This is a genomic window from Actinoplanes sp. NPDC049265 (genome assembly GCF_043197135.1).
Taxonomy (GTDB): Bacteria; Actinomycetota; Actinomycetes; order Mycobacteriales; family Micromonosporaceae; genus Actinoplanes.
In genome coordinates, this window is record NZ_JBICSP010000037.1 from 1 (window position 1) to 18,919 (window position 18,919).

Consider the following 18,919-nt stretch of genomic DNA (forward strand, 5'->3'; position numbering starts at 1 on the left):
GCGGCCGGGTGAACACATTCGCCCCCGGACCCGGCTGCATACCGGGCTGACCGAACTGGTTCGGCGGCTGACCGAACTGGTTCGGCGGCTGACCGAACTGGTTCGGCGGCTGACCGTAGGCCTGCTGAGCAAAGCCAGGCGGCGGCACATACGCGTATGGATCCAGAGCCTGCTGAGGATAGATAACCGGCGCGGTATACGGAGCATGCTGCGGAGGCCGATGGGGATACAACTGCGGCGGCGCACCCATGAAAGCCGGCATAGAACCCGGAGGAGGACCAAAACCACTCTGCGCGCCGAAAGGCGGCATCGCGGTCGGTTCGCTGACCGACAACGCCTGAAAATCGTTGGTGACACTCGGCAGCGACGGCGCCGGGCCTCGACGACGAGGCGGCGGATCGTCATACAGGTCATCGTGGGACGTCGGCGAGAACCGAGCCTGCACCGGCGGCCGGGAGACCGAGGGACCCGCCACCGTGGGCACCGACCCCGATGCACCGCCCGGAACGCTGGCCCCGCCTTCAGTGACCGGCAAGGCCTTCCGCGGCCGGCCACGCTTCTTCGGCTCCAGCTCGGGCGGGATGGGCTCACCAGCCTTCCGGCGCCTCTCCCGCTCCCGGAAATCCTTACCCGCCTGAGCGTCCTGTTCGCGCTTTCGCGCCTTGCGTTCTGCCTCGGTCATCGGCTGGCTGGGGCCGGCCTGCCGCCGCTGAAGATCAGGCGGTACCTCCTCGTGGGCGGCTTCCAGCCTCCGCCGCACCCGGCGGCGTTCGTCCCGCTGCCGGGCATTCTCGCGTTTGCTGAGCTCGTCCGAATCCAGATCCGAGTCCGGCCGCGCCTGACCGCGCCGTTGCAGCACCGGCGGCACATCCAACACGGCTTCCTCGAGTAGGGCACGCGCCACCGACCGTTGCTGCGATGTCATGGTCGGGGCACGTCGCACCAGATCGGCCACATCAATCTCAGGCCGTACGCCGCTTCTCTCCGGCCGGGTTCGCGCCCGTTTTTCTAGCTCAGGCGGTATGGTCAAACCGGCGCCGATAATACTGGCCCGTGCTCTCGACCGCTGCTGCGAGGTCATGGTGGACGAACGTTCCACCAGGTCAGCAACATCGACCTCACGTCGGGGCTCCGGATCGGCCGCTCGGGCCGGACCGCTCGACCGCAGTCCCCACGGCTTCTGCCGCTGCAGGTTCTCCGGAACGTCCGCGCGAACGTCTTCGAGCCGGTTCCGCTCTCGCTCCCGCCATTTGCGCTGTCTTTCACGCTCGAGCGCTTCCAGTTGCGCCGGGGTCCGTTCAACGTCCTCCGCCGGCATTTCCCGCTTCCTGCGGGCTCGCTCCGGCCACTCCTCCTGCGGAACATCCCGACTCTCGAGATCAATCCTCAGTTTGCTGTCAGCTCGATATTGTCCTTGTTTCTGACGCCGCAAGAGCCCTTTTTCGGTCAAATCAGAGGCTGGATGTGGCCTCCGAATACGCCGCTGAAGGTCAGCCGGTACCTCCTGATGAGTGTTCTCCAAGTCGCGCCGGTCCTGGTACCGATCCCAGCCGCTCTTCGTCTTGGCCCTGCGGTCCGCCTCACGTTCCTCCTCGGTCAGCCTGGGCCGCGGAGCCCTCTGAACACTCTCCGGACGCCTGTTCGCCGGACGTGTGGAGGATCCAGCGCCTCGCCCTCGCTCATCGTCGGAATCGCCGAAATCAAGTTCGGTAAGGCCTTGGCTTCGGCCCGACGGCCCACTCCTCGAAGGCCCTGCCGCCCCCTGGCGACGCCGCATGGCCTCCTCTTCAAGATAGACAGCGATCCCGAAAAGCTCTTCCGGCAGCCGGTCCCAAGAATCGAGAACATAGGTTTGTTCATCATTGGCCAGCGCTGCAAGGACACTTCCTTCCTGGCTGACCAGTCGACGCAACCGATCGTGGTTATACAACTGAGACGAATCAATGACGAACCGATGGTCCGGCAACTGCAAGATATTGACCTGCACAGGATCCGTACCGGGCAGCGCATCGACATCAAGAGCATCAGCCACCATCTGACCGATGTGAGGCAACGCCATATCGGGCAATAGTTCCCGCAGGGCGGTGTACGCCATGTCGTAGGCGTTGACCGCCGCCATCACCGATCCACGGACAGCCGGGTCGATCCTCGACATCGACGAGGTGAACCAGCGCCACTGCGCCGGGCCCTGACCACCGAATCGGGCGCCGATGATCGGACCCAAATCCGCGGTCAACCCTTGCAGACCGGTGACCAACCGGCCGATAGCGTCGTCATCGGCGGCGTGCACCGCGTTCAGGATCGCGGGCACGGCCGGCAACGGAGGCAACGGCTTTCCGCCGGGGTCCAGGCGCAGGGCCTTGACGCCGGGTTGATCGATCGCGACGGCCCGCGGGTCGTCCTCCTCCGCGAACGCCTCCAGGTCGATCAGGTCTGGGTCACGGGCGTCGATCCAGCCCAGGGTCCGCCACTCGTCGCTCTTGGACCACAACCAGAAGGGGTGGCTGGGCTCACCGTTCACCGGCGGAGGCTGGAGAAGAGCCATGGCGCCGGGGCTGTCCATGAGCCAGTCGCGGAGCGCCTCCACGTCCGTCAACGGTTCCAGCTTGCCGTTGAGGACGCGTTCGACGTCGCCGAGGTTCAGCGTGGGGGGATGGACCTCGGTCAGCCCGGGCAGGTTTCCCGCTCGGCCCTGATACGCCGGGAAGATCAGGTACGAACGCAGCACCGAATCGCTGTAGGACATGTCGCCGGCATGCTCCGGAGCGGTGGCGCCGAAGAGTTGGCGGAGTCGCGACGCGGACGGGGACGGACCGCCGGCCGCAGACCTGATCGACTGGGCGACGTGACGCACGGCTTGCACGGCCGGCCCGGTCGGCTCGGGTGCGGCGGTTTCCCCCGCACCCCGCTGCTGTCCGAGGCCACGGCTCGGCGACTCGTCATAGGCGAGGGTGTCGCCGGGATAGGTCCGGCGTGCATCGGCGCTGCTCTCGATCAACCGATCGTTGAACCGCACGGTCACATCGGCGCCGTCGCTGCCGATGACGATGCTGCCGGCGGGAAGGAGGTGCGCAAGCTCGAAGAATCCGACGATCGGACCGCTGACCACCTGACGCTCGGGCATGTCGGCCATCGCGCGCCCGGTGTCGATGGCCCAGCTGCGAATCAGGTCGGGCGTGATCCGTTCCGGGTCCTCGAGAACCTCTCGGTAAGGCAGCTGCGTTCCCATTCTCCGGGGGTCGTAGACATCGCTCAGCGACATCTTCGTTCCGGCATGGCCATACCGTGCCGGAGCGGTGCCGGCGATCAGATCCGGGTCGAGGACGACGGCCGGTCCATTGGGAGTGGGCACGGCGGTGAAGCTGCCGCTGGGCAGGTGATGTGCCGCCTCGAACCGCGAGATCAACTCAGGCGGCTGAACGTCGAGCAGGCCGAGATTCTCGGCCCAGCGCGTGACGACGATCGGGTTCGCCAGCCCCGGGTTCCAGAGGATTTCCTGGAACGGCACATCCGGACCGATGTTCGCTTCGGTCAGCAGCGAATGCACCACGGGAGGGCCGGCGCCGTCCACCTGGGCGTGCTGGAGCACACGTTCATAGGCAGCCAGGACTCTTGCCGCCGTTCCGGCCTCGGCCGACGACGCGCCTTCCATCGCACGGGTGGCTGAGATGACGTCCTGCCAGTGCTGCCAGAGTTCAGGACTCTGCTCCGACCGGGCCAGCCGGTCATCCCAGCCGGCGAGGCTCCGCACCAGGAGATGGCGCAGCTGGTCCAGTTCCTGCTGTCCAGCGTTCGACAAGCGTGCCTGCCAGCTGTGAGCAGCGAATGGTCCCGCCAGCGGATCCGGCTCGGCCGGTTGCCCATCGGGCAGCTCCGGGTTCGGGCCGGACGTGGCCCCGCTGCTCGGCCCGACGCCAGGATCGGCCTCGCTCACCCGGAACCCCGACAGGGCGATGCCGAGGTCGCCACCCGCGACGGGCTCGATACCGAGGGCGAAGCTGGGGTCGAAGCCCAGGTCGAAGTCGAGGTTCGGATCGAATCCCAGGCCGAGGTTGGGGTCGAAGCCCAGGTCGAAGTCGAGGTTCGGATCGAATCCCAGGCCGAGGTTGGGGTCGAAGCCCAAGTTCAGGTCGAGGCCGAAGTCCATCCCGAAGTCCGGCAGTTGCCCGAAGGCGGGGTATTGAAGCTGGCCGGCGCCGGCCGCCGGCAGGCGGCCTTCGAGTGAAAGCCCGAATTGCTCGGCCTCCGACCGCTCGACGAGAGTGGTGCCGATCAGCGCGTGGTCGAACAGGATCTGCCCGGCTTCGGGGTGATTGAGGAGGATGCTGTTGCGGGGCAGCCGGTGCGCGTCCTCGAAATAATCGACCAGGTCGCGAGGCAACACAGGCCCCGCATCCTCGAGAAAGTTGTTGTCGACGCCCCATTGCTGAATGAGCGCCGGCGTGGTGCGTGTCGGGTCGGCCAGGATCTCGCGATAGGGCAGGTCGGTTGCGTCCGCCGGTCGGGGCAGCCGGTGTGCCGGCGTCGGCATCGTTTCGCCCGACCGTACGGTCTGCAGGCGTTGCTGCTCCGTGGCATCGATCGACGCCTGGTCGAGCGAGACCTTGGTCGGGCTGGTCCGGTCGTAGGTAACGCTGCCCGGTGGCAGATGATGCGCCGCCTCGTAGGCTCTGATCAGGGCCGGACTGACATTGCTGGTCTGCGGTCGCAGGTGGTTGTTGTCCAGGCCCCAGCGGCGTACCAGGGCCAGGGTCGTGATTGAGGGGTTCTCGAGAACTTGCCGATACGGCACGTGCGTCTTCGGTCCGAAGGGCGCGGGCCGCATCGGCACATCGAGGAGGTCGGCGGCCTGCCCCGCTTGTTGCCGTTGTGGCTCGGCGGCGGCGATCGCGGCCAGGTCGAGGGAGACCTTGCTCTCGCTGTCCTTGTCGTAGTTGACGCTTCGCAGCGGCAGGTGGTGCGCGGCTTCGTAACGCCTGATGAGCCGGGGGCTGAGATGGGTGGTTGTGGCCTGCAGCTGGTTGTTGGCGTGCGCCCAATGCCGGATCAGGGCCAACGTGGTGATCGACGGGTCGGCGAGGACCTGCCGGTAGGGCGTATTCGTTCCCGGCCTTCCGGGAGCAGCCGGAATCGCCCGCAACGGCAGCTCCCGGGTGGCCTCGAACTGGAGAGCATGCTGCCGTTGCGGCTCCGAGGCGGTGATCGAGGCCGGATCGACCGCGACCTTTTCCGGTCTGGTGTTGTCCGGGGTGACACTCTCCGGTGGCAGCCGGTGTGCGGTCTCGTAGCTCCGGATGAGCGCGTCACTGACCGTCGAGGTCTTGGCCTGGAGGTGATTGTTGTCCAGACCCCACCGACGGATCAGCGCCAGCGTGGTGATCGATGGCTCCTCGAGAACCTGCTGGTACGGCGTGTTCGTCCGGGCCGCGGCCGGTGTGCGGCCCATGGGCACCGCATAGGCCTTCGGCACCGGCAGGGTTTCGGCCGATTCGAGGGCGGCCGCGCGCTGTTCCCGGTTGGTGTCGACCAGCGCCGGGTTCAGACTGACCGGGCCCTTACCCGCGTAGATGATTGTGCCGGGCGGCAGGAAGTGTGCCTTCTCGAAGTCCCCGATCAGCGTCTTGGTGAGAATGTGGCGCTTGTCGGTGAAGTGTCTGTTGTCGAGTCCCCACTGGCGGATGAGCGCCGCCTTCGACTCGACGAGCCAGGGATCTTCGAGTACCTCTCGATAGGGCGTATGAGTAGCTTCTGGGGGCAGGCCCGATGCCCTCAATCTTGGGGCGGCCGATGTTCTTCCCTGGAGGGCGGCCGCGCGGGCGGCGGCGCTCCGCGCAATGAGGGATTCATCGGGCCGGACGACCGTTCGGCCGTCGTCGTCCCGGCCAAGCGTGAAGCTGCCTCGTTCCAGACTGTGTGCGTCCTCGAACGTCTTCACGAGTTTGGGCGTGACGGTGTCGTCGAGGGAATCGATGTGGTGGTTGTCGAAGTTCCATCGGCGGACGAGTTGCAGGCTCGTCATCTTCTTGGGGTCGGTCAGAACTTCCGCGTACGGAATGTTTGTCGGCTCGGCCGCCGGTTGGCGACGACGATTTCGCTTCGGTGCCGGGCCGGCATCGCTCTCCGGGGTGTCCCGCCGCCGGGACGACGACCGCCGCTCCGGAAGACCGGCGGCGTCGAGCAGACTGCCCGGCGGCGGCAGGGCGGGATTCGGATCCTCTCCGGGAGCCGGTGCGCTCAGGTTACGAACGTGCGTGTAACCCACCATGACGGCGTTGAGCCGCACGGCCGAGTCGTCCAGTCCGTCGATCATCCGGTTCAGGCCCCGCCATGCGGTGGCCAGCGGACCGTCCGCGTCCGGCGCCACCGAGGAGCCGAGGGACTCGCGCCAAGCGCGCACGTCCGTCCGCAGCAGATCGGCCAGCGCACTTAGGCGGTCCGGGCCCGCCTGGCCGATCCGGTCCTGGACGGTTCGGCTCGAGTCCGGCAACCGGAGCATGTTGACCTGCAGGACGTCCTGTCCGGCGGTTCCCTCGAAGCCGAGACCGGCGCTCACCACCTGTCCGACGTCGGGCAGCGTCAAATTCGACGACCGGTTCACCGCAGTACGCGCGAAGTCGTACGCGTTCACCGCCGCGAAAACCGACGCACGCTTGGTCGGATCGAGCGAGCCGACGGATGCCACGAACTGCTTCCACCGGGCCGGAGCATCGTCGCCGAACCGGGCCTCGATCTCCGGCTCCGACTGCGACAGCAGGGCCCGCAATCCCTCGGTCAACTGGCGGATCGACTCGTCGTCAGCGGTGTAAACGTCGGCCAGAACGCTGGCGATCGAACGGTTTCCGGTTACCGGAGCGTATTTCTTGGTCCAGATGAAGCCCAGGTTGCTGGAGTCGGCCAGCGACTCGGTCTCCCGGTGCGAGTGCGTGGTACGCGCCACCGCCACGGCCTTCAGATTGTCGGTCGCCTTCGAATGGAAGAGGCCGGCGCCGCGGGCATGCGATTCGGCCACCAGGTCCGTGGCCTTCGGGAGCTGGTCGAATTCGTCGGAGGTGAGGCCCCGTTCGTCGGCGAACGCCTCCAGCTGCCGATCCAGCAGATGGGTGACCTGGTCGCGCAGGTTGGCCGCGCGCCGCTGCGAGTCTTCCAGCGCTTCGGGATTGTCCAGCTCGGTCCGGCCGAACCTCTGCTTCAGCTCGCTGAGGTACCCGATCAGGCTGGAGCCGATCGCGCCCGCTTCGAGGTGCACCTGGGGCATGGCCGGCACCGGACCGCCGGCCTTCTCGATCTCCTTGCGCTCGATCACCTTGCGGGCGATGTCGGCCAAGAGCTCGTGCGACTGCGGACTCAGCTGGGGCTCGTCGCCGGTGCCGAAGTCGATGATGGAATGGCCCGCGGCCGGCGGATGCCACTGGAAGGGCTCGGTCGAGACCCACTTGTCGTGCTTGTCGTCCGAGAGAATCACATGGACATGGCTGTACTTGTTCGTACCGCCACCGGTGACTCCCATGGCCGGGAACCATTCCCAGCCGCCGTCGCTGTCCCGTACGAACAGGTAGTCGAACTCGTTCTGCATGCCCTTGAACGGCTGGTGCCAGGTACCGCGCACCTCGACCGCTCCGGACTCGATGTACGAGTTCCGGGTCAGGGTCCGCTTCTGGAGGGTGGCGGCGTCGACCTTCGAGGACGGGTCGACCTGCTCGGGCTGGAAGGTCCCGTTCTTGTCGAACTTGCCCCAGATCAGGCTGCCGTGGAAGTTCAGCGCCACCAGGTCGCCCTGCTCGCCGGTCTTCGCGGGGCGGTACGCCTGAATCTGGCGCCCGTAACGGTCCTGTCCGCCGACGAGCTGATCGGGAATGGGCTGGGGCGCCCGCGGTTTCGCCTTCGTCGGTTCGGGGCGTACGTTGTCGGCGGTCGACAAGCTACCGAGCTTGTCGACCAGCGCCATCATCTCCTTACCGGTGACGGTGAAGGCCGGCTTGATCGGCAGCGCTTCCAGCACGGCCCCGAGCAGCGGCTTGGCCAGCTGCGAAACGAGCGAACCAGCCCATCCGAACGGCGTGGCGCCGCCCTTGGCCGCCTGCTCGGTGGCCGTCTTCCAGAACCCGGCGTCGGAGAACTTGGCCTTGGTCTCCTCGATGAAGCCCTTCCACCCTCGCTTCATGATCTCTTCGGCCGCGGGCTTGGGCAGACCCTTGAGCTGCCGCTCGGCTTCCGCCAGGCGTTCGTCGATCCACTTGTCGAACATCGGGCCCAGTACCCCGGGCACCAGCGGCCAGGCCGGCCACACGTGGGCCCCGACCTCGATCGCCTCCAGCGTCAGCCGGAACATCGTCTTGGCCGTCTGATAGTGCGCGCGGGCCACCGTGAGCGGATCTTCGTCGTGGACGAGGAAGATCGCGGCGGCCGACTTGTCGCCCTGCTGCCGCTTGGCGTCCGCCACCTCGACCGCGCGCATCACGGCCGTGCGGGCGAGGTCGGTGAGCAGCGTGGTCGTGGCCGGCGCCCACCCCCATCCGGTGGGAGCGAGCGCCACACTCATGCCGCTGAGGCCGGAGTTGAGGACGTTCATCCACAGTCCGACCTTCTTCTTGAGATCGGTCTCCGTCGCCCCGGCGTTGGCTGAGGCGGCAAGCCACTCGATGGTCTGCTGAGTTTCACCGGACAGCTTCGTGGTGGTCTTGGTGAAGTCCTCCATCACGTCGACGAAGTCCTCGATCACCTTCTTGGCGTCAGGAACTCCCTCGCGGCTCGACCCGTACAGCAAGCGCAGGCTGGCCGCGTAGTCCTCCACCTTGTGGAGCTCGTGCCGCGCCTGTCCGTAGGCGGCGAGCGCCTGGAATCGATCCATGGGATGGTCGCGGAAGAGCGAATTGCGCGGGACTTCACGCATGACACCCTTCAGGAACCGACCGTCACCGATCTTGCGCTCGACCTGCGCCGTGGCCGTCACCAGCTCGCCTGCGTATCCGGCCACGAGGGTCAGTGTCCGCGGCAGCGGATTGGCGACGTCTCGGTTCCTGGCCACCTCGGTCCACAGCGCGTACGTGTGCGCGTAGCTGTTCAGCACACTGCCGATCGACGCCGAGTCCGGTTCCAGGAACTGGACATCGTTCTTGAAACCCGTCCAGGCGGCGCCCATCGCGGTCCGGTCAGGGGAAGCGGGCAAAGCTTCCACGGCACGCTTCACCGCTGAATCCAGCGGCTCGACCGCACCCTTGATCAGCTTTACCAGCTCGCGGTCCAGCGGCACCTTGCTGACCAGCAGGTACTGCCAAGCTTCGGAGGCGGTGTCGTCGGCGACGGACTTGGCCGTGTCCTGCACCGGGCGGGCCGGGCCGGCGGTGGCCGGCGCGGGACTGGTAGCTCTCGAGGCGGGCCGACCGCCTCGCTGAGCCGGGCCGGCCGGGTCGAGGCGGCGTGCCGCCGGTGTGGGCGTCGTCGTTCCGGCAACGGGCTTTCCGCCGGTCGGCACCGCGCCGGACGGTTCCAGGTGCTTTACGGCCTGGTCGAACCACTCCGGACGAGCATTGTCGTCGGACAGGAGCTGCGGGATCCAGACGAAGGCGAGGTCGGCCGAGTCGGTCAGCGACACGGTCCTGCGGTTCGAGTGGGTGTTGAGTTTGCGCGCCTCGGCCTGCAGCGCCTCCGGCGCATCGGAGCGCCAGAGGCCGGCCCCTCGGGCGATCGGTGCGGCCAGGAGCTCGTTGACATGGGGAAGGTCGGCGACGGCGATGTTGCGCTCGTCGGCCTGGGCCTTGAGCTGCCGGTCGAGCAGGCGGAAGAACTCAGCGCGCAGGTTGCCGGCGCGCTCTCGGGAAATCGCGTCAGCCTTCGGATTGCTCACATCGGAACGGCCGAGCGACTGCTTCAACTCGCTGGCCTGGGCGCGCTTCCGCGAACCGAGCGCTCCGGCTTCGATGTGCAACCGCGGCCGATCGCCGGGCCGCCCGCCGAGCCCTTCGAGAACTCGATGGGCCATGTACCAGGCCAGCTGATGCGCCTGGTTGTCGAGGATCGGGCGGTTGCCGTCGAAATCGACGATCAGCCGTGAGTTCGCCGGCGGGTTCCAGTCGAAGGGCTCGCGAGCGATCCATTCTCTATGTTCATCGGCCGACAAGACGTTGTGAATGTTGTTCCGGCCGGTCTTGCCCTGGGCCGGTACGGACATCTCATGGAACCATTCCCAGCTGCCGTCACGATCGCGGACGAACAGATAGTCGTTCGTCTTCGCGAACGGCTTGTACCAGGTGCCCCGGACCTCGTTCCCGTTCTCCGTGTAGGAGTTCTTGCTGATGATTCGCCCCTGGACCGTGTCCTCATCCACATAGGACGACACATCTGGCCGCTCGGGAGTGAAATTGCCGTTCCGTTCGAGCTTGCCCCAGACCAGGCTGCCGTAGAAGTTAAGCGCCACGTGCGCACGTTTCTCGTTCGAACCGGCCGAGCGATAGTCGTACACGCGCCGGCCGTACCGGTCTTGACGGAGCACGTCGTCGGGGATCGACTCGGACGGGACCGGTGGCGCGAAGGTCGGCTGTGGTCGCACTGTGTCCGCGCCGGACAGGCTGCCGACGTTGTCGACCAGGTGCCGCAGGTGCTCGCCGGTCATCGTCGCGGCCGGCTTCAGGGGCAGATAGTCGAGAATCTTCTCGGCCAGTGGTTTGGCCAGCACCGACGCGAACGAACCGGTGATACCGAATTCGGTGGCCTGGCCCTTGATCCCCTCGGTGACCGTCTTCCACGCCCCCGCGTCGGTGAACTTCTCCTTACTCTCCGTCAGGAAGGACTTCCAAAGTCCGTCCACTGTTTTAAGGGCCGTGGGCTTCGGGCGACCGGCGATCTCGTCCGCCGCCGCACGCACCCGGGCATCGACAAATTCGTTGAACGCCGTGTTGATCAGAGCCTGCAGGGTCGGCCAGGCCGGCCAGACGTTGGCCCCGATCTCAATCGCCTCGAGCAGGAGCTTGAAGTAGTCCTTGGCCTGCTGCGCCTGGGCGCGGGCACGGGTCAGCGGATTATCACTGTGAATCTGGTAGACCGCGTCGATTGATGTGTCGGCCTGGAACTTCTTCGTCTGTGAATGCTTGACACCGCTCAGGACGGCCAGGCGGGCCAGGTCGGTGGCGAAGGTGACCGTGGCCGGCGCCCAGCTGAAACCGGTCGGCAGCAGGCCGACCGACAGGGCGCTGCCGGCCGAGTTCGCGATGTTCATCGCGACGGCGAGCTGCTGCCTGAGCTTGCTGTCGGTCGCGTCCACCACGAGCTTGGTCGCGATCCATTCGATCCGCTCCTGCGCCCGGCCGACGAGTTTCGTGGATTCGGTGGTGAACCGGGCCAGCCGGGCGGGCACCTCGGCCAGGAACTTCCGGCCCGCGACCAGCCCCATCCCCGGCTGCACATAGAGCTGCTGGAGCTCGTTGGCGAGATCCTCGATCTCGTGCATCTCGTGCCGGATCCGGTAGTAGTCCTTGACCACCGGGAACTTCTCCAGCCGATGCTTGACGACCCGGTCGTTCATCAGGCTCTTGAAGACGTCGGTCAGGAAGCGGGCGTCCGCGACCTTGTGCTGAACCTGCGCCTGAATGTCCGGCAGCACGGCGGCGAGGTCGGCGACCAGGAAGATTCGGCGAGGCAGCGGCGCGGCGATCTTTTCCCGCGTGGCCAGGGCCGCCGATCCGCTGCGTAGGTCGGAATAGCGTTGCAGGAGGTCCTTGACCTGCCGCGAGGTCGCGTCCTCGGGCAGGCCGGCCGCGTCGGTACGGAACTCGTTCCATCCATCCTGAATCTGCTGCTTCCGCGGCGAGTCCGGCAGCTGGTCGGAAAAGCGCGACATCGCACCGTCCAGCGGCTCCAGCGCGTCCTTGATCCGGCCCAGCAGGCTGCCCGGGGAGACCCGCTCGGTGACCTCACGCCGGAGAGTTTCGTCCAGGACGTCGGTCTCGGACCTTCCCGGGGCCGCCGGCCGACCCGCGTCGGCGGACGCCGGTGCCGGTGCCGCGGGCAGGCCGAACGCCGAACGTACCGATGGCAGCGGCGAGTTGGCGCCCAGCGCGTCCTTGACCCGCAAGGTCGCGAAGCTGTAGGCACGCACGAAGTTCTGGATCCGGTCGCGCTGGTCCGGCGTGTCGACCATGGGTACGTTACTGGGCGATGTGACCGGCTTGACTGCGGCGACCGACGCCTTGGCTGTTCCCAGCACCGTCGGGTCGGCCTGCCGGTCGGCGTCCAGCCGATCGTTGGTCTCCTGCGCGAGGTCGGCCCAGTTACGTTCGAAGTACGTGAGCATGGCCCGCACCTCCGGCCACGACCGAGGAATCAGCCGGGCCGGGTCGTCCGCGATGATCTCCGGTACGCCGCCGTCGTGGTTCATGGCCACGATCAGGTTGTTGGTCAGGGGCACCGGCGGCAACCCGAACGCCTCGCGGAAGGTCTGACCGCTGTTCATGACCTCGGGCGCGACCCGCCGCGGCGGAGTGGCCCGCCCGGCCAGCTGGGCCAGGGTGGTCGGGCGACGATCGCGGTCGACCGCCAGCGCCTGGGTCGACGGGTCGCTCAACACCGCGGCCAGACGGTCTTGAGCCTCGTCTCCGTCCACCCCGAACAGGTCCTCGAGCTTGGGCTCGACCTGTACGTCGCCCGAACTGTCCTCGGCCACGTGCAACGAGGCGACGACCTCCGGCCCGGTCGGCGACTGCTTGAACGACACCAGCACCGACGCGCCCGGAGCGAGGGCCCTGGCCCGGGCCAGTTGCTCCGGGTCGGACGGTTCGAACGTACCGCCGATGATCTCGCGCAACTGTTCCATGGTGGTCGGCGGGACCGCGCGGGAGGCGTCGTCCGGCTGACCGAACCGGGCCAGAAAGACGCCGTAAGCGTATTCGGCCGTGCCGGGCGTGGTTCCGCCGGAGGCCACCGGTACGACGTGCAGGTCGTCCCGGGTCTGAGACGATCGCGACGACCAGTCGGCCAGCCTCGCCATCGACGGCGGCTCCCCAGACAGCACGGTGCTCTGGGCGTCCAGCAGAGCCGCCCGGTCGGCCGCCTGTGCCCGGGTCAGCAGCACGACGTCGGTCGCTTCGTCCCAGCCGACTTCCCGGCCCTCGGCGTTCTTCGGAACCGCCCGTGGCGACTGCCTCAGGTACTCCTCCACCGGCAGGATCAGCGGGAGGTCGTACAGGTCGCCGAGATCCTCAACCAGGCGCAGATCGCGCGTCTGCGCCGGGTCGAAGACCGGTTTGACGGCCAGATCGGCTCGCGCGTTTGGGGACAGCCCGGCCAGGTACCGCACCACGACCGTCGAGCGTTCCGCCCCGGGCGCCGGATGCACCATCACCACTGTCGGCATGGGCTGCGTCACCAACGCTGTGGCCAGCATCGCGAGGTCGATCGGCTCGGTCACCGGCCGGTCGTGCACATAGACGCCGCTCGGCACCGGGATGACCCGTCCGTCGTGGCAGATCACGAATTCGCGGGTGCTCACAGCGACTCCCTCACTCGGCCGAGGCTACGGAAAATCCCCTGCCGACCTGACGGATGAGCGGCACCCGCGGTTCACCGTTTACCCACCGGTTCCAGGCAGCGCAGCACATCATTGGAGAGTGCTTCGACGTGCGCGGACCAGTCCGGCCGCGCCCGTCCGAGATCGGCCAGCCAGCGCACCCAGTTGACGTTGTTCCGCTTCACGAGCTCGCGACGGTTGGCCTCGATCACCGCGGCCGCACCGTCGGCGTCGCCACTGAGGCGCAACCGGATCGCCTCCATCACCGCCGCGTTGGCGTGCTGGGCGGCGCTCGCGTCCTTGGCGCCGGCCGGCGCGACCGGCGGCGGGCCGGTCCGGACGCCGGCCTTCTTCAGGAACTGGTCCAGCTGCCGCCGCTGCCGGTCGAGGTCCGAGATGGTGGTCTTCGCGGCCCGGTGGAACGCGTGATCCCGCTCGCCCAGGTTGGCCAGCCGCAGTGCGCTGAAGGGCGTGGAGGCCGGACGCGGGGCCGGCGCCGTGCGTCCGGCGCGCTTCTCGGCGAGGGCACGGGCCCGGGCGAGGTGTACGGCCCGCCAGCGCACGTCCGAGCGGATCCGGTCGACCCCACGGGCGTGTGCGATCTTTTCCACCGCGGCGCCGGATTCCGGGCTCAGGGGCTTCCACGGCCACCGGCGCTCCCGCATGGGCATCGATTCCCAGGCCGCCAGAGGCGTCGCCAGCTTGCCCTCGTGGATCAGGGTCTTGCCGCGCTCCGGGTCGTCGGGGTCGGGCGAGCGCAGCGCCACGGCGCTGGGCGGGGCCGGGAAGTCCGGTTCCGGGAAGTCCGGTTCGCTGGCGCTGGCGGGCAGGGCCTCGTCCTCGCCCCGATGGATGACCGCCCAGTCCCGCACGCTGTCGGGCAGTGCCGCGATAATCTCGCCGACCGGCACGTCGCCGCTGAACCAGAGCAGCGTCCCGTACTCCGACGTCGGCATCTCCCGGGCCGCCGCGAGGTCGCCCGGAGGCGGACCGGCCGGTGCGAACACCTGCCCGGCCGGCACCGGGATCACCTGGAGGCCGCCCGGGATCGCCTTCATGATCTCGGGGTTGTTCCGGATGTTCTCGGCGATGGCGGCGTTCTCGAGGATGCGCCGGCCCCACCGCTGATCGCCGTTGACCGCGATGTCGATGGGACGACCGGCCCGCCATTTCTCGATGAGCCGGAACAGGGCGGCCTGGGTCGCCTGGTTGGCCGGTCCAACGATCTTGACCCGGACGTCCTCGGCGGCCGGCGGTGGAGCCGGTGCCCAATTGGGTACTGCTTGGGTGATCCCGTGGGCGATGGTCACTTCGCGCGGGTTCGTGGTGTCGACCGACCAGACCCCGAGGTCCAGCCCGTCCACATCGAACCACCCGTCGCCCGGGTTGGTCAGGCCCTCGGGCAGGGGCTCGGCCGAGTCGACGTCCGGCGGGTAGATCAGGTAGTGGTCCGCGAACTGGCGCAGGGTGCTGATGGCGCCATCGTCGGTCCAGGCCCTGGGTACGAATCGCTCGTCACCCGCGGGCGGCGGGTTGCCGAATTCGACGGCCCGCATGATCAGCGCGGCGCCCCTGGAGGTGTCGTCCTGCTTCTGCCCGATCAGCTTGGCCATGTGAGCGGCGAGGGCCCACGACATCTTGGTGCCGGGAACCGGTTGCAGCATCACCTTCCGCCGCATCGCGGGCGGCAGCGCGCCGTACAGCTCGATCGCCGCGAACATGGCCTCGTTCACGGTGGTGCCGGTGGGATCGACCCAGATGATCTTGGATCCGCGCATCGGTGCCACGTCGGCGGCCGGGCCGAGATCGGGCGCCGCCTGACCGGGCCGGCCGACCACCCAGCCGTTGAACACCGGAAGTGCTTGCCAGCCGCCCGGCAGTGCGGAGCGCACGGTCGACAACTGGTCTTTCTCGCGCCCGCTCATCGGCCGGCCGAGCATCACCACCTCGGCGTTCAGTGCCGAAGTGTTGATCCGCTCGATGTGGTCGAGGACCTCCTGCGGCACGACCTCGCCGGGCCGACCGACGATGATCAGGCCCGATTTGCCCTCCGCGGGACTCGGCCGGGCTCCCTCGGCCGGGTACGTCGCCGCCGGCTCGGAGGTCACCGTGAACACGTTGCTCTCGCGCGCGTCAAGCGTCCAGCCGCCCGGGATCTGCCGGGTCCGCGGCGGCTCCCGGTGGGTGACCGGGTGGTAGCGGAACCCGTCGGCGTTGCTGTCGAAGGTGTGCCGGCCGTTCGCGTCCACCGGAATCCGGTGCCGGCTCGGCCGCCCGCCGACGATCCAGCTCGACGGGAAGTGCATCGCCACCGGACTCGGCTCGATACCGAGGATGCGGGCGACCTCGTCGGTGAAGGACAGACCCTCGAGGATCTGGGTGGCGATCTCGGACGCCTGCTCGTCGGTGATCGCCTGCGGCTTGCCCAGGAACTGCGCGGTCAGCTTGCGCGCCCAGGCCGGGCGGAAGTTGCGCATCGCCTCGGCCGCGGTGAGCACGGACAGGCCGAGGTCGAAGTAGACCGAGACGCCGCCGGTCGCGAAGCCGGCCGGCCACCGGTCGGGGGAGACGGTCGGCGCCGCCCCGGTGTGCAGGATCAGCACCCGGCGCCCGTTGACCTGCTGTTCGGCGACCGAGACACCGTCCGGCAGGGCGGTGAAGTAGGTGGCGGCCGTGGAAGCCTCCGGCGCCGGAGTGGTCTCCGGTCGCTCGTCGGTCGTGGGCGGCGCAACCGTGGGGTCGATGGTGAGTTGCGGCCACTGTTCGGTCGGGATCGGCTCTTCGCTCGGCGGCAGCACCACATCGCGGAGGCGCCCGTCGATCGCCGGGTCGGTCAGCGGCAGCACCGGCAGGTATGCCGGGCCGGCCGAGCTCCCGGCCAGCAGCAGCGTCGCCGACGGATGACCCGGGTCGCCGTGTTCGGCGATTCGGCCGTCGGCGTTCATCACCCCCAGGTTCAGTTCGAACGCCATCGCGGCCACCTGGAAGAAGATCTGGCCGGCGACACCGTCGGTGTTGCCGCGCTCGGCCAGGTCGCGAACGATCTTGTCGCGGAGCCTGGGGCCGATGCCGAAGGCCAGGTAATGGTCCGGCCGGCGGTCGAAGTCGGTCGCGAACCGGCCGGCGACGAACTGCCGTACCGCCTGCCTGTTGATTGTCTGATATCCGGCCTCGCGCAGCTTCTGGACGACCCGGTCGCGGGCGACGAACAGAAGCGATCGTGCGATCCCGTCACCGTCGACCGAGTTGGACAGCACACCCTCGCCACGCTGTTTGAGAGCGCTGAACTGAGCCGGGGTCGGAGTCGGCTGCGAATCCGGCGGCTGGTCGAGCCGGCGGCCGACCGGCCTGCGCCCGGTCACGGTGCTGTACTGGCGCCAGTTCGCTTTTCCGGCGGGCGCAGGCGTTGTGCCGTCGAACTGGACGACGGCGCCGGGCACGATGACCTCGGCCGCGTTGCCCTCGGCCAGCGCGGCGGCGATGTTCGGGTGGAAGGCTCGCGGGTCGAGGAAGACTACCGAGACCGCACCGTCGAGGGCGGCGACGGCCGTGTTGATCTCCGCCACCGGGATCGGCCCGGCGATGGTCTGCACGGTTTTATTGGCCGGGTCGACAGCACCCATGACCACCAGGGTGGTCATCCCCGGACGCCGCAGTGCCTGGGCCTGGCGCTCGGCCCGCTCGACAGCGTCCCGCTTCGGCCGCTCGTGCAGGACGTGGAGGTGCTCCTGTCCGGTCACCGGCACGGGCGTTCGGGGCAGTGAACCGGGGCCATGCCAGGCCACGGCTGGACGCGACTGCTCCGGCAGTCCGCCGCGTACCATCCTGACCCAGTCCCGGATCGCGTCCGGCACCGCCAGGTCGGGCCGGCCGACCAGGATCAGGTCACCGTTCCCGGACGGTGTCCGCAGCGGCAGGACCGGTTGGCCGTCCGCGTCCGGGTGCACCAACAGGATTCGCTGCTGGTCGATCTCGTGAGTGCTCTCGAACCACTCCTGATCCCCGGCCGGAATCCGCCGCCGGCCGTTTTCGTCCCGGGACGTGTTGTACGGGGTCATCGATACCGGCGAGCCGAAGATCTCGAGTGCATGGGCCAGCATCGGCACCGCCGGCCGGGACGCGGGGTCGACGGGCACCGTCTGCCCGCCAGGAACCGGAGTGCCGTTCACGGCTTTCTTCAGGATCGACACCCGCGCGTCCGGCCCGGCGTCACGAACCATCTCGGTCACCGCCCGCTCGAGCTCGGCCAGGTCGATGCGGGCCTCGGAGAGCGGCCAGCGGATCATCGGGATGGCGTTGGCCTCGGCCCGCAACGCCCTGGCGGCGTCGCGTACGGCCGCCTGCCCGGCGTCAGACAGAGTGGCCGCCGACGGGTCGATGATCAGGCCGATACGGCCCTTCTGATCGCGGACCTGATCGAACCGCTCCAGCGGCGCGACCGGCGCGGAACCTCGGTAGAGCACGTAGCCGTCGGCCGCGGGCATCGCTTGGAAGCCCTCGCCTGCGGCGGCGGCGATGGTACGGGCGGTCTGGATCCGCTCGGCCAGTGCCGCCTCGGCCGCGGCCAGCTCGGTCTCCAGGCGGTCGATCTCGGCCTGCCGATCCCGTTGTGCCTGGTCCGGCGTCTTCGCTTTGTCGTCCGACGAGGGCATGACGCCCTGCTGCTTGAACTTCACCATCCGGTCGATGTCAGCCAGCACCTTCACCAGCTGCAGATCATCCTCAGCCCCACGCAGCTCAGTCGACAACAGACGATCCCGCTCAGCCAACAAACGATCCGCCTCAGCCCGCCGATCCACCACCAGCTGGGCCCGCTGATGCGGCCAGGCGAACGGCTCACCGTCGCCCTCGCCCTGCAACACTCGTCGTTCGCCGTACGACGGGTCCGGAACGTTCGGGACCGGTCGGCGCAGCTGAGCAGCCACGTCGGCGACGTCGCGCCGTTCGGGCTTCGCCTCCTTGTCCGACGGCAGAACACCTTGCTGCTTGAACTTCACCATCCGATCGATGTCAGCCAGCACCTTCACCAGCTGCAAATCATCCTCAGCCCCACGCAGCTCAGTCGACAACAGACGATCCCGCTCAGCCAACAAACGATCCGCCTCAGCCCGCCGATCCAACACGAGCTGCGCCCGCTGATGCGGCCACGACAACCGCTCACCATCACCCAGACCCACCAACACCTGACGCTCACCGTACGACGCATCCGGCACATCAGGCACCGGCCGACGCAGATGATCAGCCACATCGGAAACGTCACGCCGCTCCGGCTTCACATCCTTGTCCGACGGCAACACACCGATCTGCTTGAACTTCACCATCCGATCGATGTCAGCCAGCACCTTCACCAGCTGCAAATCATCCTCAGCCCCACGCAGCTCAGTCGACAACAGACGATCCCGCTCAGCCAACAAACGATCC

2 protein-coding genes and 1 pseudogene are annotated in these 18,919 nt (G+C 68.1%); 1 reads left to right on the top strand and 2 read right to left on the bottom strand.

Annotated features, from left to right (window positions below; all coding sequences use genetic code 11):
- Positions 1–13,063, bottom strand: a pseudogene (locus tag ACGFIO_RS43020) (hypothetical protein); the annotation flags it as partial.
- Between the two features lie 488 nt (positions 13,064–13,551).
- Positions 13,552–18,498, bottom strand: a complete 4,947-nt coding sequence (locus tag ACGFIO_RS43025; RefSeq protein ID WP_392836767.1) for a hypothetical protein — start codon at positions 18,496–18,498, stop codon at positions 13,552–13,554.
- Here ACGFIO_RS43025 and ACGFIO_RS43030 point away from each other — a divergent pair.
- The coding region (locus ACGFIO_RS43030) for a hypothetical protein (RefSeq protein WP_392836770.1) at positions 18,478–18,919 on the top strand (442 nt) is incomplete at its 3' end. The two genes, ACGFIO_RS43025 and ACGFIO_RS43030, sit on opposite strands and share 21 nt — an antisense overlap.

Bases quoted from the DNA above. Each gene is read 5' to 3' on its own strand.
- ACGFIO_RS43025 (WP_392836767.1), bottom strand. From the start codon at position 18,498: ATGGTGAAGTTCAAGCAGCAAGGTGTTCTGCCGTCGGACAAGGAGGCG.